The 19,007-nt window shown below is 60.4% G+C and carries 22 protein-coding genes, 1 tRNA gene and 1 pseudogene; 16 read left to right on the forward strand and 8 right to left on the reverse strand.

Going from position 1 to position 19,007, the window contains the following annotated elements:
* The 8 genes from OC610_RS07015 to OC610_RS07050 form a co-directional block, all read left to right on the forward strand.
* The coding region (locus OC610_RS07015; RefSeq protein WP_264427165.1) for a carboxyltransferase domain-containing protein at positions 1-1,287 on the forward strand (1,287 nt) is incomplete at its 5' end.
* A 22-nt stretch (positions 1,288-1,309) separates the two neighbouring features.
* Positions 1,310-3,088, forward strand: coding sequence for an allophanate hydrolase (gene atzF, locus OC610_RS07020; protein ID WP_264427186.1), 1,779 nt, complete (start codon positions 1,310-1,312; stop codon positions 3,086-3,088).
* A 121-nt stretch (positions 3,089-3,209) separates the two neighbouring features.
* A complete protein-coding gene (locus OC610_RS07025; protein WP_264427166.1) occupies positions 3,210-3,956 on the forward strand; it encodes a GGDEF domain-containing protein in 747 nt (248 codons plus the stop codon).
* Positions 3,949-4,167 carry a cysteine-rich CWC family protein gene (locus tag OC610_RS07030; protein ID WP_264427167.1) on the forward strand — a complete coding sequence of 73 codons (219 nt, stop codon included), beginning with the start codon at positions 3,949-3,951 and terminating at the stop codon, positions 4,165-4,167. The genes OC610_RS07025 and OC610_RS07030 overlap by 8 nt, the downstream gene beginning before the upstream one ends.
* Positions 4,168-4,202: 35 nt before the next feature.
* Entirely contained in the window at positions 4,203-4,895 is a 693-nt protein-coding gene (locus tag OC610_RS07035; RefSeq protein ID WP_264427168.1) for a pseudouridine synthase, read from the forward strand.
* Positions 4,896-5,204: 309 nt separating this feature from the next.
* Positions 5,205-6,089, forward strand: coding sequence for an alpha/beta fold hydrolase (locus OC610_RS07040; protein ID WP_264427169.1), 885 nt, complete (start codon positions 5,205-5,207; stop codon positions 6,087-6,089).
* A 148-nt stretch (positions 6,090-6,237) separates the two neighbouring features.
* Positions 6,238-6,311 (forward strand) — tRNA-Gly (locus OC610_RS07045).
* Between the two features lie 121 nt (positions 6,312-6,432).
* Positions 6,433-6,993 carry a hypothetical protein gene (locus OC610_RS07050; RefSeq protein ID WP_264427170.1) on the forward strand — a complete coding sequence of 187 codons (561 nt, stop codon included), beginning with the start codon at positions 6,433-6,435 and terminating at the stop codon, positions 6,991-6,993.
* 46 nt (positions 6,994-7,039) lie between these two features.
* On the opposite strand, the gene OC610_RS07055 is transcribed toward OC610_RS07050, so the two are convergent.
* Positions 7,040-7,225 (reverse strand): hypothetical protein, encoded by a 186-nt coding sequence (locus OC610_RS07055; protein WP_264427171.1) that lies wholly within the window; start codon positions 7,223-7,225, stop codon positions 7,040-7,042.
* A 265-nt stretch (positions 7,226-7,490) separates the two neighbouring features.
* Positions 7,491-7,967, reverse strand: coding sequence for an Lrp/AsnC family transcriptional regulator (locus OC610_RS07060; RefSeq protein ID WP_264427172.1), 477 nt, complete (start codon positions 7,965-7,967; stop codon positions 7,491-7,493).
* Between the two features lie 143 nt (positions 7,968-8,110).
* On the opposite strand from OC610_RS07060, the gene OC610_RS07065 reads away from it, so the two are divergent.
* From OC610_RS07065 to OC610_RS07075, 3 genes are all read left to right on the forward strand, one after another.
* Positions 8,111-8,740, forward strand: coding sequence for a LysE family translocator (locus OC610_RS07065; RefSeq protein ID WP_264427173.1), 630 nt, complete (start codon positions 8,111-8,113; stop codon positions 8,738-8,740).
* A gap of 277 nt (positions 8,741-9,017) precedes the next feature.
* The gene (locus OC610_RS07070; RefSeq protein ID WP_264427174.1) at positions 9,018-9,233 is read left to right on the forward strand and encodes a type II toxin-antitoxin system HicA family toxin; all 216 of its coding nucleotides are present in this window, start codon (positions 9,018-9,020) and stop codon (positions 9,231-9,233) included.
* Positions 9,234-9,644 (forward strand): type II toxin-antitoxin system HicB family antitoxin, encoded by a 411-nt coding sequence (locus tag OC610_RS07075; protein WP_264427175.1) that lies wholly within the window; start codon positions 9,234-9,236, stop codon positions 9,642-9,644. It abuts the gene before it with no gap.
* Positions 9,645-9,767: 123 nt separating this feature from the next.
* Here OC610_RS07075 and OC610_RS07080 read toward each other — a convergent pair whose 3' ends face one another.
* On the reverse strand, positions 9,768-9,914 hold the full coding sequence (locus OC610_RS07080) for a hypothetical protein (RefSeq protein ID WP_264427176.1): 147 nt from the start codon (positions 9,912-9,914) through the stop codon (positions 9,768-9,770).
* Positions 9,915-10,093: 179 nt separating this feature from the next.
* Here OC610_RS07080 and OC610_RS07085 point away from each other — a divergent pair, with 179 nt between their 5' ends.
* On the forward strand, positions 10,094-10,498 hold the full coding sequence (locus OC610_RS07085; RefSeq protein WP_264427177.1) for a low affinity iron permease family protein: 405 nt from the start codon (positions 10,094-10,096) through the stop codon (positions 10,496-10,498).
* Between the two features lie 45 nt (positions 10,499-10,543).
* Here OC610_RS07085 and OC610_RS07090 read toward each other — a convergent pair whose 3' ends face one another.
* The 3 genes from OC610_RS07090 to OC610_RS07100 form a co-directional block, all read right to left on the reverse strand.
* A complete protein-coding gene (locus tag OC610_RS07090) occupies positions 10,544-11,452 on the reverse strand; it encodes an SDR family oxidoreductase (RefSeq protein WP_264427178.1) in 909 nt (302 codons plus the stop codon).
* 78 nt (positions 11,453-11,530) lie between these two features.
* The gene (locus OC610_RS07095) at positions 11,531-12,034 is read right to left on the reverse strand and encodes a DUF4142 domain-containing protein (protein WP_264427179.1); all 504 of its coding nucleotides are present in this window, start codon (positions 12,032-12,034) and stop codon (positions 11,531-11,533) included.
* A 350-nt stretch (positions 12,035-12,384) separates the two neighbouring features.
* Positions 12,385-13,734 (reverse strand): sensor domain-containing protein, encoded by a 1,350-nt coding sequence (locus tag OC610_RS07100; protein WP_264427180.1) that lies wholly within the window; start codon positions 13,732-13,734, stop codon positions 12,385-12,387.
* Positions 13,735-14,177: 443 nt separating this feature from the next.
* Here OC610_RS07100 and OC610_RS07105 point away from each other — a divergent pair, with 443 nt between their 5' ends.
* The 3 genes and pseudogenes from OC610_RS07105 to OC610_RS07115 all read left to right on the forward strand — a co-directional run bounded on the left by OC610_RS07105 (position 14,178) and on the right by OC610_RS07115 (position 15,991).
* Positions 14,178-15,413: an aminotransferase class I/II-fold pyridoxal phosphate-dependent enzyme gene (locus tag OC610_RS07105; RefSeq protein ID WP_264427181.1), complete on the forward strand. Its 1,236-nt coding sequence runs from the start codon at positions 14,178-14,180 to the stop codon at positions 15,411-15,413.
* Between the two features lie 12 nt (positions 15,414-15,425).
* A pseudogene (locus OC610_RS07110) lies at positions 15,426-15,837 on the forward strand (MFS transporter); the annotation flags it as partial.
* Positions 15,833-15,991: a hypothetical protein gene (locus OC610_RS07115; protein ID WP_264427182.1), complete on the forward strand. Its 159-nt coding sequence runs from the start codon at positions 15,833-15,835 to the stop codon at positions 15,989-15,991. The pseudogene OC610_RS07110 and the gene OC610_RS07115, both read left to right, overlap by 5 nt.
* Here OC610_RS07115 and yiaY read toward each other — a convergent pair.
* Positions 15,988-17,136, reverse strand: a complete 1,149-nt coding sequence (gene yiaY / locus OC610_RS07120; protein WP_264427183.1) for an L-threonine dehydrogenase — start codon at positions 17,134-17,136, stop codon at positions 15,988-15,990. The genes OC610_RS07115 and yiaY overlap by 4 nt on opposite strands.
* A 142-nt stretch (positions 17,137-17,278) precedes the next feature.
* On the opposite strand from yiaY, the gene OC610_RS07125 reads away from it, so the two are divergent.
* Positions 17,279-18,298 (forward strand): DUF4917 family protein, encoded by a 1,020-nt coding sequence (locus tag OC610_RS07125; protein WP_264427184.1) that lies wholly within the window; start codon positions 17,279-17,281, stop codon positions 18,296-18,298.
* Between the two features lie 14 nt (positions 18,299-18,312).
* Here the strand turns inward: OC610_RS07125 and OC610_RS07130 are convergent, their stop codons facing one another.
* The gene (locus OC610_RS07130) at positions 18,313-18,894 is read right to left on the reverse strand and encodes a DJ-1/PfpI family protein (protein WP_264427185.1); all 582 of its coding nucleotides are present in this window, start codon (positions 18,892-18,894) and stop codon (positions 18,313-18,315) included.
* Positions 18,895-19,007 lie beyond the last annotated feature (113 nt).

Below are 19,007 nucleotides of genomic sequence, written 5' to 3' on the forward strand. Positions count from 1 at the left end.
GCAAGCTCCCTCGCCACTGGGGATACACAAACATTGGTGTCACCCGTGGTGTTGGATATCGGCCAGGACGATACCCGCCTGGTCGCGCGCCTGTCCGGCGACACCCATCTGCTGCTGGAAATCGGCGCCCCCGAACTGGACCTGGTGCTGCGCTTTCGCGCCCACGCCTTGATGCAGGCCCTGGAACAAAAACACCTGCGCGGCGTGATCGACCTGACGCCGGGCATTCGCTCGCTGCAAGTGCATTACCAACCCGAGCAACTGCCGCTGGCCGACCTGCTGGCCATCGTCGCTGGCGAATGGGATGCCGTCTGCGCCGCGCAAGACCTGCAGGTGCCGTCGCGCATCGTCCACCTGCCGCTGTCCTGGGACGACCCGGCCTGCCAACTGGCCATCGAAAAATACATGACCACCGTGCGCAAGGACGCCCCTTGGTGCCCAAGCAACCTGGAGTTCATCCGACGCATCAACGACCTGCCGAACCTCGACGAAGTGCAACGCACGGTATTCGACGCGAGCTATCTGGTGATGGGCCTGGGGGACGTCTACCTCGGGGCGCCGGTCGCCACCCCGCTCGATCCACGGCATCGGCTGGTGACCACCAAATACAACCCGGCCCGGACCTGGACCGCGGAAAACTCGGTGGGCATCGGCGGCGCCTATATGTGCGTGTATGGCATGGAAGGTCCGGGCGGCTATCAGTTCGTCGGGCGCACGTTGCAGATGTGGAATCGCTACCGGGACGTCGCCGCGTTCGATGGCAAGCCCTGGCTACTGCGGTTCTTCGACCAGATCCGCTTCTACCCGGTCAGCGCCGATGAACTATTGCGCATCCGGCGGGACTTTCCGCTGGGCCGCTTCGACCTGAACATCGAACACAGCCAGCTCAATCTCGCCGACTACCAGGACTTCCTGGCCCGGGAAGCGGACAGCATCGCCGCGTTTCGCCAGCAGCAACAACAAGCCTTCCAGGCCGAGCGCGAGCGTTGGATCGCCAGCGGCCAGGCGCATTTCGACAGCGAGGAACCGACACCCGCGCCGAGCGAAGAGGCATTGCTGGGCGAGGGCCAATTGAGCGTCGACAGCCACATCGCCGGCAATCTCTGGCAAGTCCAAATAGAAGTGGGCACGCGGGTCGCCGCCGGTGACGTGTTGGTGATCCTGGAGTCCATGAAGATGGAGATCCCGGTGCTTGCGCCTATGGCCGGGGTGGTACGCGAAGTGCTCGTCCAGCCCGGTTCGGCGGTGCGCGCCGGACAGCGTGTCGTGGTGCTGGAACGTGACTGAACTCAATCAAGGGATCAATGCGATGAACCTCTCTCTGCGCCTGGACAACCTGCGCGATGCCTACCGCAACGGCGAAACGACACCGCGCGAACTATTGCTTGCCCTGCGGGAAAAAGCCGCTGCGCTCAACCCGGACTATCACCTGTTCATTCACCTGCTGTCGCCCGAGGAACTGGAACCCTACCTGGTGGAGCTGGAAAGCTGCGACCTGGAAAGCCTGCCGCTGTATGGCGTGCCGTTCGCCATCAAGGACAACATCGACCTGGCCGGCATTCCCACCACCGCCGCCTGCCCGGCGTTTGCCTACGTGCCACAACGTTCGGCCACGGTGGTCGAGCAGTTGCTGGCGCTGGGCGCTGTGCCCCTGGGCAAGACCAACCTCGATCAATTCGCCACCGGGCTCAACGGCACCCGCACCCCCTACGGTGCCTGTCGCAACAGCGTGCTGGCGGACTATCCGTCAGGAGGCTCGAGTGCCGGCTCGCCGCTGGCGGTGGCCCTGGGTGTGGCCAGTTTTGCCTTGGGCACCGACACCGCAGGCTCCGGTCGGGTGCCTGCGGCGCTGAACAATCTGGTCGGACTGAAAGCCACCAAAGGTTTGATTTCCACCGCCGGCGTGGTGCCGGCCTGCCGGACGCTGGATTGCGTGACCACGTTCACCGCGACGGCGCGCGAAGCCAGCCAGCTGTTGGCACTGACTGCGCATCTCGACCCGCGCGACGAATACAGCCGCCGCAACCCGCAATGGAACGACGGCTCGGCGTTCGGCGCGCCACGACGCTTTCGCTTCGGCGTGCCCCGTTGGCAAGACCTCGAGTTTTTCGGCTGTAACGAAGGCCCACGGTTGTTCCACGAAGCCATCGAGCGCCTCGAACGCCTGGGCGGTGAAGCCGTCGAACTGGACTTGTCGCCCTTCCTCGAAGCCGCACGCTTGCTCTATGAGGGCCCTTGGGTCGCCGAACGCTACAGTGTCGCCGAGGAATTGATCGAGCGCGAACCCGACGCGGTGTTGCCAGTGATCCGCGCCGTCTTGGCGAAAGCGCCTACGGTGACGGGTGTCGAAACCTTCCGCGCCCAGTACCGTTTGCAAGCGCTCAAGGCCCAATGCGACCGTGCGATGGAAGCGCTCGATTGCATGCTCACCCCAACCATTGGACGCCCGGTGACGCTCGCCGAACTCGCTGCCGAACCGCTGCTGCGCAACGCGGAGCTGGGTTACTACACCAACTTCATGAACCTGCTGGACTATGCCGCCGTCGCCGTGCCCAGCGCTTTCATGGCCAACGGTCTGCCTTGGGGCGTGACGCTGTTCGGCCGGGCTTTCACCGATCAATACCTGCTGGGCGTGGCCGACGCCTTGCAGCGCCAGCAACTGCCTGACCTGCCAACACCCGCCAATCCCGCCCGCCATGATCGGGCGCGGCTCGTGGTGTGCGGCGCGCATCTGGAGGGGTTGGCATTGAACTGGCAACTCAAGCAACGCGGCGCCCGCCTGATCGAGGCGACCCACAGCTCGCCGGATTACCGCCTCTATGCCCTGGCCGGCGGCCCGCCATTGCGTCCTGGCATGCTTCGGGTCGGTGAAGGCGGCGTGGCAATCGAAGTGGAAGTCTGGGAACTGCCGAGCAGTGAGTTGGGCTCGTTCCTGACCGGTATTCCCGCACCGCTTGGGCTGGGCAAAGTGCAATTGGCCGACGGCCGCTGGGAAAGCGGGTTTATCTGCGAGCCGTATGGCCTGGAGGGGGCGCAGGACATCAGTCACCTGGGAGGTTGGCGAACTTACCTGCGTAGCCTGAAATAACGGTGAACCTGTGATGGGCGAGCTTGCTCGCTCACCACAGCGTCCAGACACTGCAAATCCAGGTACCTTTTTCCGCAAGGCCACTAAACTGATTCCATTGGGTCACTTCAAGGGAATCGCCATGTCGCTTCGCTCGCCGTTGTATTCCCCGCGCTCACCGGTGCTGCTGCTGACCATTTTGCTCAGTGCCGGCTTCCTGGTGACCTCACTGCTGGGCTATTACGCCGCCAACACCTCGCTGCGGGACAACGCCCTCAAGGCGTTTTACCTCAATCTGCTGATCGGCGTGCTGGTGACAGCGGCCGCGCTCGTCGTGCTCTATCGGTTGATTGCCAGTTACCAGCGCCGGATCGACGCCCAAGCCATTCTCGACGGCCTGACCGAGCTGCCGAACCGTCGGGGTTTCGACCTGCTGGCGGTGCAAGCCCTGCACGAAGCCCAACGCGAGCCCAAGCCCCTGAGCGCCTTGCTGCTGGAGGTGGACAACTTCAAGCAGTTGGACACCACCCATGGCCACATCGCCAGCGATCAGTTGTTGACCGGCTTCGCCCGTGACTTGACTGATCATCTGCGACATTCGGACATTGTCTGCCGCTGGAGCACCGACGCGTTCGCCCTGCTGCTCAAGGACACCGATGGTCAGAACGGTCTGAAGATCGCCGAGAAAATTCGCCAGCGCATCGAGCAGCAGCGCTATTTTTGCAGCGGAAAACAACTGCGGGTCACCATCAGCATTGGCGTTACCACCCTGCAGGATGGAGACACCTTGCACAGCCTGCTGTCCCGGGCCGATCATGCGCTACAACGCGCCCGACAGACCGGGAGCAATCGAACCTGCGTGGAAATGCCTCACTCCAGCTATGAATAAACCTGATCTCTGCCCAGCCTGCGGTGCTGCCAATGACTGCACGTTGGCCAACCCGAAAACCGCCGATCGCGCCTGCTGGTGCTACGGCGTGAGCATCGACCCGGCTGTGCTCCAGGCATTGCCGGTCGAGCTGCGCGACAAATCCTGCCTGTGCCCGCAGTGCGCCCGAGTGGATGACCAACTGCGCGCCAAGCCCCGACCGATGGCGTAAGATGCTCGCCCTTCTCCTCCTGACCTGAACTGCCCATGCGCGTTGACCGCTTCCTCAGCAATCTGCCGCGTTTCAATCGCCAACAGGTCCGCCTCTTGTTAGTGGAACGTCGCGTACGGATCGACGGCCAGATCGTCAATGATCCGCGGGCACACGTGCGTGAGTTCAGCCGCGTCGAAGTGGATGATGAAGTGCTGCAAGCGGGGCGACCGGCGCGGTATTTCATGCTGCACAAGCCGCCCGGCTGCGTCAGCGCCACGCGCGATCCGCAGCACCGTACCGTGCTCGACTTGCTCGACGAACCGGACAAGGATGACCTGCACATCGCCGGTCGCCTGGATTTCAACACCACCGGGCTGATGCTGATCACCAACGACGGGAGCTGGTCGCGGCGCCTGACCCAACCGCAGACCAAGCTGCCGAAGATCTACTACGTCGAGACCGAGCAAACCATCACCGCCGAGTACGCCGTCACCTTCGCCCAAGGCCTGTACTTCGCGTTCGAGGACCTCACCACCCAACCGGCGGAACTGACACTGCTAGGGCCGACGTCCGCGCGACTGAGCATCGTCGAAGGCCGCTACCATCAGGTCAAGCGCATGTTCGGTCACTTCAACAACAAGGTGCTGCGCCTGCATCGCGAACGGATGGGGCCGCTGGTGCTTGACGCCCATCTGGAGCCCGGTGGCTATCGTGCCCTGGGTGCGGAAGAAATCTGCCTGATCTGAAGAAAATGACCGCTGGGCAGAAGTGTCGAACAATTTTCAAAGAGCACTTGCGCAACGGCTGGCCCCCTGCTTGAATCAAACCGTCGGCCGAAATGTGACCGACGAGTCACACCATACCTCTAAGAAACTTTTTGCCGGCAGGAACCCTCAGGTTCCGCCTCATGCGTCGGCAAACTGCCCGCCATAACAATACCCGTCGACCGGCTGTCATGGATCGACATGGGCCATATCTTCCAGGCGAATGCCTACCTGTCACATTGCCCGTGCAATCTCATTGCGCGCATACCCGCTTGCCAGGAGTCTTATGACATGAGGCCAGAAATCGCTGTGCTGGATATACAGGGTCAGTATCGGGTTTACACGGAGTTCTATCGCGCAGACGCCGCGCAAAAGACCATCATCCTGGTCAACGGCTCGATGGCCACCACCGCTTCGTTTGCTCAGACCGCAAAAAACCTCTACCCGCAATTCAACGTTGTGTTGTACGACCAGCCCTACGCGGGCAAGTCCAAGGCCCACAACCGCCACGAGAAAATGCTCACGAAGGAAATCGAAGGGCAGATTCTCCTGGAGTTGATCGACCACTTCGCCGCCGAGCATGTGCTGTCGTTTTCCTGGGGCGGCGCCGCCACGCTGAGTGCCCTGGCGCAACGGCCGCGGCGCATCGAAAAAGCCGTGATCAGTTCCTTCTCACCGGTGCTCAACGCGCCGATGCGCGACTACCTCGAACGCGGTGTGGATTACTTGAGCATTCTGGACGGCGACCGTGTCGGCCACCTGGTCAACAACACGATCGGCAAGCACCTGCCGCCGCTGTTCAAGCGCTTCAACTATCGCCACGTCAGCAGCCTGGCCGAGCATGAGTACGGGCAGATGCATTTTCACATCAACGACGTGCTCCACAGCGACCAGCAGTGCTACGTCAACGCCGCCAAGAAGGTCAACGTTCCGGTGCTGTTCCTGAACGGCGAATGGGACGAGTACACCTCGGCCACCGACGCCAGGCTCTTCGCCGACCACGTCCAGCACAGCACCTTCACCACGCTGCAAGCCACCGGGCACTTCCTGGACATGGAACACAAGGCCGCCTGCCGCGACAGCCGCGACGCGTTGCTGGGCTTCCTCAAGCCGACCCGCCACGAAAGCCGACCGCGCTACAGCTATGTGCAGGACTACCATGCACTGGCTATCTGAAGAAAGTCATCGCGAGCGAGCCTCCGACAACGAGGCTTGCCCGCGAAGACCGCTCTGCTTTGAGGCCTGCGCAGACGGACAACCTCACCGTCCGGAAAGAAAAACTTCAAATCCAAGGCCACATCTGGTACAAAGTCAGCCGCTCTGAGCGGGTGTCGTATAATGGCATTACTCCAGCTTCCCAAGCTGATAACGAGGGTTCGATTCCCTTCACCCGCTCCAATCGAATTCAGGTCCTGCGTCGTGGTGGTTTTGACGGGGGATTAAAAAACCGGCTCTTGGTGGCCGGTTTTTTTTTGGGCTGCGATTTTTGGGATTTCAGCAAATATAGAAGGAAGCAAGGATGCACCTGATCGACTCATACCTGCCTGCGTACCAGTTCCGTGAACTGCATGCCTTGGACGTCCCGACTGATCCGCCCAGCGCAATGGCGGCAGTCCTGGCCCATCGCCCCGAAGACGTCCGTTTGTTTCGGTACGCAATCAAGCTTCGCGAGTTGCCGATGCGCCTGTTGGGCCAAGCTCAATCCCACCGCGCCGATCAACCCGCGTCATTCGGCCTGGATAACTTCACGCTGCTCCAGCGCAATGGCGACGCAGAGATTGCCTACGGGCTCGCCGGCAAGCTTTGGAAAGCCAACTACGGCCAAGTCCCCATCGCTGATGCCGAGGCATTCGAGGTCTTCAACGAACCGGGCAATGTGAAGCTGGCCATAAACTTCACCTGCGAGCTACTGCAACCAGGCCTGACAAGAGTCACTACCCAGACACGGGTACAGTGCATCGATGCTGATGCATTGCGAAGTTTTACTGCCTATTGGTATTTGATTCGTCCGGTCAGTGGCCTCATCCGTCGGCGCATGCTGAAGGCGATTGCGAGACGTTGCGCGGCAGGAGCTTTGTAGCGTACGTCAGGGGACTACACCGATGATTTGATTTAGCGACAGAGAATCAAACATGCTTTACGGCAAAAGCGATGGCCGCAAACATGGTCAGGGCAAACGCAGCACCGATGCTGAACGGCAGCAACGTAACCCGGATTATAGTCGGGGCCGGGCGCCTCATTTCTTCGGCTAGCGCTTCCACCTCTTGATGCAATTGCTCGATGCTCGCTTGATAATTACGAGGTGTGGACACGTCTCTTTCTCCTCGAGGGCTGCGGCTCTTGCTGAGTTTTGAACTACTCCGGGCAAAGCGCAGTACTTTATGGCTCAAGTACCGTAGTGTGGGTATTGGCGCATCGTGGCGAACCAGCGCTTAGGTTCTAATCCCAAAACCCACAACGGCGACAATGGCGGTCATCTGGGGAACACTATTTCCTATCTGCTCGGTTACGGATAGCGGGTGATTTCCGCGTGGTTTGTAGGCAAAACCAGCAAGTTGCGTACGACAGACAACGGCCTCAATCCCCCGCCAAATGCCCCAACGGCAACGGCCCCGGTGCCTTCACCGTGTTAATCGCAAAATTGCTGCGAATATCACTCACTCCCGGCAGCTTCAGCAGCTTGCCTGTGACGAACCGGTCATAGGCCCGCAGATCGGGCACCACCACTTGCAGCAGGAAGTCGGACTCGCCCGACACCAGGAACGCCGAGATCACCTCGGGCAGTGCGGTCACTGCTTGACGAAACGCCTCGGCTCTTTCGTCGGTGTGCCGTTCGACCTTGATGCCGACGAAGATCGTCATACCAAGGCCTACCTCATCGCGGTCCAGGACGGCTTGATAGCCGCGAATCACCCCCGCTTCTTCAAGCATCCGCACACGGCGCAGACATGGCGACGGCGACAAGCCAATTTCTTCGGCCAGTTGCACGTTGCTCAGCCGGCCGTCCCGTTGCAGTGCGCTGAGGATTTTGCGGTCGAAGGCATCAAGTTTCATGATTTGGCATTTTCCAATTGCATGACTGAATGATTTAGCAGGTTATGCCAGTTTCCAAAGCTTTAGAAGCCGACTACGCAACCACCTGCCCCACCCTTCGGCCATAGACTGACACCTTCAATTCACTGATTGCGGGGTGTGCGATGACAGAGCTCTGGCTGTTTTTCATGGCGTTGACGGTGGCGTACCTGTTGCCCGGGCCGGACATGATTCTGGTGCTGCAAACCGGCGCCCGTCAGGGCCGGGCCGCGGCGCTGGCGACGGCGGTGGGCCTGGGCATTGCCCGGGCCTGTCATGTCGCGTTGGCAGCGATGGGCCTCTCGGTGCTGTTCAAGACGGCACCTTGGACCTTTGATGTGGTGCGCCTGGCCGGGGCTGCTTACCTGGCTTGGATCGGGTTTCAATGTTTGCGGACGACGTTGTTGCCCAGCTTCGAAGGAGACGCAGCTGCGATCGGAAAGCGCCAATGGCACCAGGCGATCCAGCGCGGCCTGCTGACGAACCTGCTCAACCCCAAGGCCTTGCTGTTTTGCTCGGTGTTGCTGCCGCAGTTCATCCATCCACAGGACGGGCCGGTGCTGGAGCAATTCGCGATCTTGGGCGTGGTGCTGGTCGGCGTTGGCCTGCTGTTCGACAGCGCTTATGCATTGATCGGCGTGGCGCTTGGACACTGGCTACAGCGCTCGCCTTCGGCCCAGCGCGTGCAGCAGTGGTTGTTTGGTAGTCTTCTGATTGGTTTTGCGGTGCGGCTGACGTTTGTACAGCAGGCGTAGTTCTGTTCATAAACCGAGCTATCTTGGGCAACGCGCTGAAAACCAGGGCTGCTTCGCAGCCCAGCGGGAGCAAGCTCCCTCGCCACGCCATTCTCTAACATCCCATCTCACATCCCGAAATAAAGCCAACCCGTCCTCTCCCGCCCTGGCCCGACGCCGCTTCTAGACTTCAAGCGAAGCACCCATCTGCCCCAACCGTCGCTTACGGTGGTTATGGTGTTGATCATTTCTTTGCAGTGGGTATAGTACCCACTAATAACACCACCAGGGAGGTGTTGTGAATAGCCGGTTCTTGATATGCCAAATTGTTGCGGATGGTTGGTATCTGGTGCGTATCCGAGGCAGCCACCATCATTTCAAACACCCGACCAAACCGGGGCTGGTTACGGTTCCTCACCCCAAGAAGGACCTGCTCAAGAAAACGGCCATCAGTATCTTGCAACAGGCCCTACTCCAGACGGCCAGTTGCCCCGCTTTTCCGGAGGATGATTGAATGCTTTACCCGATTGCGATTTCCATGGGCGATGACAAGCACGCCTGGGGTGTTGAGGTGCCGGACATTCCGGGTTGTTTTTCTGCAGGCGATGACCTGGATGAGGCCATGGCGATGGCGCGTGAAGCCATCGAGGGCCATTTCGAGATTCTGGCTGAAGACGGCTCACCGATTCCATCGGCCAATACCGTCACCCTGCACGCAGCCAATCCGCAATACGCTGGCTGCACCTGGGCGTTGGTGGACATTGATGTGACCAGATACCTGGGCAAGGCGCAGAAACTCAACATCACCTTGCCCGGCTACTTGCTCAACCGGATTGATGAATATGTGTTGCACCATCCTGAAGAGAAGAGCCGCTCCGGCTTCCTGGCGTCGGCGGCGCTGAAAGTGCTGCAACAAGGCCGCTGAGCAACCGCTGACAAAACACAAACCTGTGGGAGCGAGCTTGCTCGCGATAGCGGCTAATCAGTCGACAGCGAGGCTGCTGACCTGGCGCCATCGCGGGCAAACTCGCTCCCACAGGTTTGGTCCTTATTTGCTCTGCGACTTGGACTGCTGCATCTGCACCGAGGACTTGGTGCCGTCGGTGTTGTCCTTGGTCTCGTTATCCGAATTGTCGAAGCAGCCGTGCAAGGCGAACAGGCAGCAGGCGAGGCAAAGCGTGCGGGTGATATTCATGGTGTACTCCGATGCTGAGGACTTTCAGGAGTGACCTGCGAGCGTGGCAATGGTTGCGACAGTCATCCTGCTGGACGATGAACGTCGAAGGGGAACGCTTGCAGTTGAAATGTAAGTAGAATTTTCACCGCCTCGTTGCTGTCACACCAGACAGGTGCATCCAATAAGGAAACACGGCAATGACGTTCGCAAAGATCGCGCAAAAACTGTCCCTCTGGGCGGGGAGCCCCAAGACATTCCTGGGGGCCATCGTGTTGTTGGTGCTCTGGGCTGCCAGCGGACCTTTCTTCGGTTTCAACGACACCTGGCAATTGATCATCAACACCTCGACGACCATCATCACCTTCCTGATGGTGTTCCTGATCCAGAACACCCAGAACCGCGATACGGATATCTTGCATTTGAAAATCGATGAATTGCTGCGGGCGTCCAAGGACGCGCAGAACGCAATGCTCGGTCTCGAATCCTTGGACCTCAAGCAACTTGAAGCGCTGCGCAAGCAATATCAGGACATGGGCAAAGACGAAGCCAAGAGCCTTGACGGTATTGAGCAGAAGAACAAGATCGACTTGAATCAGTGCTGATGCAGAGGCGCGAGTGGTCCATGCCACTCGCGCATTTTTTGCGCATCAGGGCAACGGGTTGCCTCCCGTCACGCCAAACACTTCCCCGGTGATATAACTCGACTCTTGCGATGCAAGCAGCACATAAAGCGGCGCGCATTCCGCAGGCTGTCCGGGACGTTTCATCGGAACCTGGGAGCCAAACGTAGGAATCTTTTCCCGTGGTTGTCCCCCGCTGGGTTGCAACACCGTCCAGATCGGCCCCGGCGCAACCGCATTGACACGAATGCCCTTGCTGATGACTTGCCCGGCCAACGCCTTGGTAAACGCCACGATCGCCGCCTTGGTGGTGGCGTAGTCCAGCAGCGTCGCGGACGGATCGTAGGATTGGATCGAGGCGGTATTGATGATGGTCGCACCGGCCGGCATCAGCGGCACCGCGGTCTTGCAGATCCAGAACATCGCGTAGATGTTGGTTTTCATGGTGTCGTCGAACTGCGCGGTCGTGATGTCGGCGATGTCTTTCTGCGCCTCCTGCTTACCGGCGACATTGACCAGGATATCCAGGCCGTCGAGTTGCTGTTGCGCCATCTTGACCATTTGCGCACAGAACGCTTCATCCTTGAGGTCGCCTGGAATGGCGATGGCCTTGCGGCCTTCAGCCTTGATCAGCTCGATGACTTGCTGCGCGTCGCGCTCTTCACTGGGCAGGTAATTGATCGCGACATCGGCGCCTTCCCGGGCGTAGGCGATGGCGGCGGCGCGACCGATCCCGGAGTCGCCGCCGGTAATCAGCGCCTTGCGCCCCTCCAGGCGGCCAAAGCCTTGATAACTTTTTTCGCCATGATCGGGTTGCGGCAGCATGTCCTGGTCGATGCCCGGCGGGGACTGCGGCTGGTCCGGAAATTCCGGGCGCGGGTATTGGGTCAGCGGATTCTGCATCGCGTATTGGTTGGGTTCTCGGCGTGCGGACATCGAGGTTCTCCTTTTTTGCGGGCAAAACGAGCCGGGGCGCTGGCGCCCTGGCCCTGAATATGGAACAGGTGCAGTGGATCAGCGGCTGGCCTGCAACGCCCTGGCCATCTCGAGATGGGTTTGCAGCTTGGGCAGTGTTTCGTCAGCGAACGCCTTGATCTCCGGCACGTCGGTGGTCTGGGCCTGCTGCTGGATCTGCTCGATGGCTTCTTCAGTGGCCTTGACCTGGCTGGCGGCATAAGCCGCTTCGAACGACTCGCCCTCGGCCACTTGCGGCATCAGGGTCTTGGCCTTGTCCGCCACTTCTTCTCGCGGCGCGACAGGCAAGTCGAGCTTCTTGGCGATTTTCGCCAAGTGTTGGTTGGCGGTGGTGCGGTCGTTGATCACCATGATGGTGTAGTCCTTGACCTCCCGTGACTCCGCTTTCGAATGCGCCTCGCGGCTGGCCTCGATGTCGGCCATGCCTTTGGCGGATGCATCGTTGATGAATTCGACAGGTGACTGGGCCCAGGCACTGTTGGCACCCAGGCCCATCAGCACGACAACACTGGTGATGCGTAAAAAGGTGGCCATCCGGCTCATGGTCGCGCCCTCCTCTGAAAGAAAATCGCGACGGAATTTGCGTCGCAGAAATCAGAACCACCGTTGGATAATTCAACGAGACGTGCGACCCGGCTTGCGGCCAATCTCGGCCCTCAGCGGGCTTTTATCGACGCTCGCGATGGTGGTTCTCCCACTTTTGCGACCTGCTTCGGACACCTTCGTTCGATCGTGGGCGACGTTTCCCGGATAAATGTTGCTTGACCCGCGCATGGCCCGGTCCTCCGTATTGCAAGAAATGACGGGCACACATGCCCCGTATTTCATTGGAAATGGCTGAAGGCTCAAGGTTTGGAAAACACGCGAGTGCCACGACGAACGGTGGCGCGGATTCAGATGCCGAAGGCTCGATGATTGTGACGCTTGGCGGCGTACATCGCCTCGTCGGCGTGGCGGAACAGGGTAATGTCTTCGGTGCCGTGGTCGGGAAAGCACGCCACGCCGATGCTCGGTTCGATACTCAGGCAGTGGCCGTCCAGCCGCAGCGGCTCGGCTAACGCACGGCGGATTTTGGCTTGCACCCGCTCAGCGTCTGTCACGTTCTGGATGCTGTGCAGCAGGACGACAAATTCATCACCGCCGATGCGTGCGACGGTGTCGGTTTCGCGTATGCAGCCCCTGAGCCGACTCGCCACAGCTTGCAACAGCATGTCGCCGACACCATGGCCATACGTGTCGTTGACCTGCTTGAAACGATCCAGGTCGATATACAGCAAGGCCATCCGCCCCGACGCTGCACGGGCCGTGGCCAGCGCAGCCTTGAACCGCTCGCGCAGCAGCTCGCGATTGGGCACCTGGGTCAGCTGGTCGTATTGCGCCATGTGCTGCAACCGGGCGTGCAATTGCTGGCGCTCGATGGCGAGGGTGATCTGCGCACAGACGTATTGCAGCAATTCCTTGTCTTGTTCGGTGTAGCGTTCGCTGTCCGGGGCACTCTTGACGATCAAGGCGCCGATCGTACCGTTTTGCGAATTCAGCGGCACAGCCAGCCAACAAGGCGATTGCGGCGTCGACACAAGGTCATGGAACTCTGCGGGCAAGGCACTGCAACCGGGAGTGAGCAAGATCGGCTGACCACTGCGGATGACTTCGGCGCACAAGCGTCCGATCATCGTGCCGGGCAATTCGGGTTGTCGCTCTCGATCGTCGACGTGATACGCAAAGTCGATCTGCTCGCATTGCTCGTCATACAGCGCCACCGAAAAATTCAGCGCCGGCAGCCACTCGCCGATGATCAAGTGGATGCGCTTGAACAAGGCCAGCAGGTCAGCGGCGGCATGGGCAGCCTCGGAGATCGCATACAACGCCGCCTGACGGGACTCCGCCTGCTTGCGCTCGGTGATGTCACGCGCCACGGCGATGCGCAGCTGGTCAGCCTCCGACCAGCGCGCCGACCACAGGATATGCACTACACCACCGTCCTTGCGCAGGTAACGGTTCTCGAAATTGAGCTTGGGCTCGCCCTCCATGATTTCCCGCGCCGCGTCGAGGGTCCGCTGGCGGTCGGCGGGATGCACCAGGTCGATCATTCGCCGGCCGATCAGCTCCTGTGGCGTGTACCCCAGGATGCGCTCGCACGCCGCACTGACGAACACGAAACAGCCTTGGGCGTCGACGGCACATACGGCGTCCAGCAACAAATCGAGGTAACTGGCCAGCGGCGCGGGATTTCGAGTATCCATGACGCGGTAAGCCATCCGGGTAATACAGCCATGGGAGAACCGGGCATCCGTCAATCCGCGCCGCCCTGCAGACGTGCGCAACCACGTATACCCACATTATCGATGAGGATAGCGCAGGCAATCGGACCGCCCTTGGAAAATTGACATCATTTTGCCAACACACGATGGACAGGACCCAAGCGAAATCCATATTCAATGGGTTGACCAAGCACACAGGGTAGCAAACGCAGCAAATTCACGGGTCGAAACCCTACTCCCACGCCGCAAATGGATTCCCCGTCCATTTCCCTAGGCAAGGTCCTACGTAGAACTCTCCGATCACACTCAAACACACCGGAAACAGCCGATTCAAAGCCCTGCCCAGCAGTCTGTAAAGTCTCGACATACACACAAAGTGAAACACCCACGGACAGCAACGCATAACCAAGGAATGTACTCGAACCATGAACCAGACTGCACTACCACCCCATCGCTTCAGCAACTATCGCAAGGTGATTTCCCTGGCGGACCAGGATTGGCAGAACACCCATGCTGGAAAAGCCGCGGGACTGAATGTGGTGGTCAAGAGCCCCAATGTGCTGGTGGACCAATACGGTCGCACCCTGCATCATTTCTGTACGTCCTCCTACCTGGGCCTGGATTACCACCCCACCTTGCTGGACGGTGCCATGACGACGCTATGGGAAGCAGGAACCCTGCGCGTTGCCAACTCGAAAAATCGCTGCAAGCTGGAAATCCTCGACCAATACGAAAGCCAACTGTCGGAGTTGTTCGGCGCCAGTTGCCTCAGTGCATTGTCTTGCAGCGCAGCGAGTTCGGGAATACTGCCATTGCTGGCCAGCGGTGCCTTGACCGGCAATCGACCACCGGTCATGGTCTTCGACAAGCAGGCCCATTACTCGATGACCCCTATCAAGGCCGCCTGTGCGGATGAAACGCAGGTCATCACCTGCCCGCACAACGACATGGACTTCCTCGAAGACGTCTGCAAACGCCACGCTAACGTGACCTACGTGGCGGACAGCGCCTACAGCATGGGCGGCATGGCGGACCTGGATAGCCTGATGTACCTCAAACAGCGCCATGGCCTGTTCCTTTATCTGGACGATTCCCATGCGTTGTCCGCGGTGGGACCCTGCGGCATAGGCCTGGTGCGATCGCGAATCCAAGCGGTGGACGAACGCACCCTGATAGTCGCCTCGCTGGCCAAATCATTCGGTGCCAGCGGTGGACTGGCCATGTTTGGCAGTGAACGGCACAAGACCCTGGTGCAACGTTACGGCGGTCCAAGCAATTGGTCGCAAAGCCTGAATTCGGCCGCTATCGGCGCAGGCATGGCCTCGATCCGCCTGCACCGCAGTGCAGAATTCAGTGCGTTACAGGAACGTTTGCAAGCTAACATCCGCCTGTTCGACAGCCTCATCCGCACCGAACAGTACGCCAGCCCCATGGCGATCCGCCTGGTGCATTGCGGCGAGGCGGCACTGGCCACGCGTATCGCGGTTGAACTCGCCGAACTGGGGTATTTCACTTCAGCGGTCTTTTTCCCCGTGGTGCCACAAGACAAAGCCGCGATCCGGATCACCCTGCGTGCCGACATGACGCCTGAGGTGATCCATTCGTTCTGCGACCGGGTCATTGACCTGCTGTTGGCCCACGGGCGCGACACTCGCCCTTGAATCAAGCCCCTGATGAACAACCGCACAACCCTGATCGTTACCTGCGCCACTGTTTTCCTCGCTCAATTGGGCATGAGCATCCATCTGCCGGCCGTGCCCGACATCGCCCAAGGTCTCAAGGCCGATGCGTCGCAAGTGTCGTGGGGGTTGCCGGTCTACCTGATCGGCATGGCGTTGCCCATGCTGTCATGGGACAGCCTGAGCCAGCGGCTCGGGCGCAAGCCCGTCTTGCTCGCCGCTTTGGTTCTGTACGGCCTGGGCAACCTGGCTTTGCCGCTGGGCACGTCACTGGGAAGCGTTCCTGACGTTCAGGTTGATCCAGGGCATCGGCGCCAGCGGCATTTCGGTGATGGCGCGGGTGCTGATCCGTGACACGTTCAGCGGTGACCTGCTGGCCAAGGCGCTGTCGTGGATATCGATTGCCTAGCGGTTTCCTGCACCAGTTGATGGCCTCCGGGATCGGCGCCTTGGCCAGCCTGTTGTTGAGTCAACAGGCCTGGCCATTGGCGCTGTTGTGCACGCTGTTGGCGATGGCGGCGATGCTGTGCGTCAGGTTCATGCCGCCTCGGGCCACTTAGAACGCGCCGCGGAAAATTTCCTCGATCTGCCGTTGGTCCGCCGCTCGCGGGTTGGTCAAGCCGCAGGCGTCCTTCAAGGCGTTGGCGGCCAGTACCGGGACGTCATTGAGGCGCACACCCAACTCACGCAAGCCCGCTGGAATGTCCACGTCCACGGCCAGGCTGCGAATCGCCGCGATGGCGGACTGCGCGCCTTCTTCGGGGCTGAAACCGCGGATGTCGGCCCCCATGGCATGGGCTACGTCCGTCAGCCGCACGGCACAGACCGTGGCGTTGAAACTCTGCACATGGGGCAGCAATACGGCGTTGCACACACCATGAGGCAAGTCATAGAAGCCGCCCAACTGATGCGCCATCGCGTGCACGAAACCCAGCGAAGCATTGTTGAATGCCATCCCGGCAAGAAACTGCGCGTAAGCCATGTTCTCCCGCGCCGCCAAGTCATTGCCGTCACGCACGGCCAGGCGCAGGTTGTTGCTGATCAAGGTAATCGCCTTGAGGGCGCAGGCGTCGGTGATGGGCGTGGCGGCGGTGGAGACGTAAGCCTCGATCGCATGGGTCAGCGCATCCATGCCGGTCGCGGCGGTCAATCCTTTTGGCATCGCCACCATGAGGGCCGGGTCGTTGACCGACATCAGCGGCGTGACGTTGCGGTCGACGATGGCCATTTTCACGTGACGCGTCTCGTCCGTGATGATGCAGAAACGGGTCATTTCACTGGCGGTGCCTGCCGTGGTGTTGATGGCGATCAGCGGCAGTTGCGGCTTGCTGGAGCGGTCGACGCCTTCATAGTCGCGAATCTGCCCGCCATTGGTCGCGCACAACGCGATGCCCTTGGCGCAATCATGGGGCGAGCCACCACCCAGCGACACGATGAAATCGCAGCGGCTTTCCTTCAGCAGACCGAGCCCGAGCTCGACATTGGCAATGCTCGGGTTGGGCTTGGCACCGTCGTAGATCACCGCGTCGACATCCTGTAGCGCCAGCAACTCGGCCACTTTGGAGGCGACGCCGGCCTTCGCCAACCCCGCGTCGGTGACGATCAGCGCCTTGCGAAAGCCGTAGTTGCGGATGGCGGTCATCGCCTCGTCGAGGCAACCCAGGCCCATGATGTTCACGGCGGGAATGAAAAAAGTGCTGCTCATGGGGACACGCTCCTGAAAGAGGCCGGATCGGCAGGGGCGTACAGGATTGACCGACTGGTCACAACGTATCTTGATCTGGCTCAAGACTGGGTCGTGATAAAGTCACGCCCTGCCTTTGCCACGTTTTGAGATGACTTTCGCAATGACCGATTTCCAGGAATACGACGCCCGGCTCGAAGATTGGGAGACCTTGCGTGCCAACTTCGCATTCAGCGGCCTGTTGGTAGGCAACGGCGCCAGCCGCGCCGTGTGGGACGATTTCGGCTATGACTCGTTGTTCGAAAACGCCCGTACCGTCGAGGAAAAGCCCCTCAGTGCGTCGGAACTGAGCGTGTTCGATGCGCTGCAGACACGCAGTTTCGAACAAGTGCTCGGTGCACTGAAAACCACCAGCCGGGTCAACAAGGCCCTGGCGGTGAGCTCCGCCGCGCCGCGCAATCGCTATTACGCGATCAAGGAAGCGCTGATCAACGCCGTGCACGCCATGCACATCCCCTGGCGGCTGGTGCAAGCGTCGACCCTGCAACACCTCAACCAGGAACTGGGCCGCTACCGCACGGTGTTCACCACCAATTACGATTTGCTGAGCTACTGGGCGATCCAGCACGCTCCCGACACCGTCACCGACCTGTTCCTGGGGGCCGATCACAGCTTCGACCTGAGCCAGGCCAACACGGACAAACCACGCCTGCTGTACTTGCACGGTGGCTTGCACCTGGTGCGCAACCAGGACGGCACGGCGCGCAAGCTCACCTCCACCGAGGGTACGTTGCTGGGCAGTTTCGCCATCAACAACACCCTCAAGACCCTCGATGATGTCCCACTGTTCATCAACGAAGGCCCGAGCCAGGACAAACTCAAGACCATCCGCAGCAGTGACTACTTGTCGTTCTGCTACGACCAGTTGTTGCACCACGGCGACAACCTGTGCCTGTTCGGCCACGCCCTGGGCGAGCAGGACAGCCATATCGTTCATGCCCTGCGCCAGGCCGCGCCGAGAACCTTGGCCATTTCGATCTACCCCCGCAGCCAGGCCTTTATCCAGCACCAGAAACGGCATTACGCCAAGCTATTCCAAGGCCTGGACATTGAGCTGCGCTTCTTCGATGCCAAGCGTCATCCGCTGGGCGATCCGAAGCTGGCGGTACCGGTGGAGGTCTAGCCTCTCGATGAGGCCTACAGGGTAATCGCCGTGCCGAGCAACGTGAGGAACCCCGCCAACCAGTTCGGATGCGCCGGCCAGGCGGGTGCCGTGGCCAGGTTGCCCTGGACATGGCCTTCGGTCACCGGGATGTCGATAAACGTCCCACCGGCCAGACGCACTTCCGGGGCACACGCCGGATAGGCGCTGCATTCACGGCCTTCCAGGATGCCCGCTGCCGCGAGCAATTGCGCACCGTGGCACACCGCGGCGATCGGCTTGCCGGCCAGATCGAAATCGCGCACCAGTTGCAGGACCTCTTCATTCAGGCGCAGGTATTCCGGCGCGCGACCGCCCGGCACCAGCAGCGCATCGTAATCGGCGGACTGGACCTTGGCGAAGTCATGGTTGAGGGCAAACAAGTGCCCCGGTTTTTCGCTGTAGGTCTGGTCGCCTTCGAAATCATGGATCGCGGTGCGGACCGTCTGCCCGACCGTTTTTCCCGGGCATACGGCGTGCACCGTATGGCCGACCATCTGCAAGGCCTGGAACGGCACCATGACTTCATAATCTTCGACGTAATCGCCGACCAGCATGAGGATTTTCTTGGCGGCCATGGACTGGGCTCCTTTGGAATGCGTGAGGGTGGACGCATTAAAGGTAGACCGCCGTAACGACAGCCCGCCATTAACTGACGGAGTGCACCGCTTTTTGTGGGAGCGAGCCTGCT

Origin of the sequence: Pseudomonas agronomica, assembly GCF_025917275.1 — a bacterium.
GTDB lineage: Bacteria > Pseudomonadota > Gammaproteobacteria > Pseudomonadales > Pseudomonadaceae > Aquipseudomonas > Aquipseudomonas agronomica.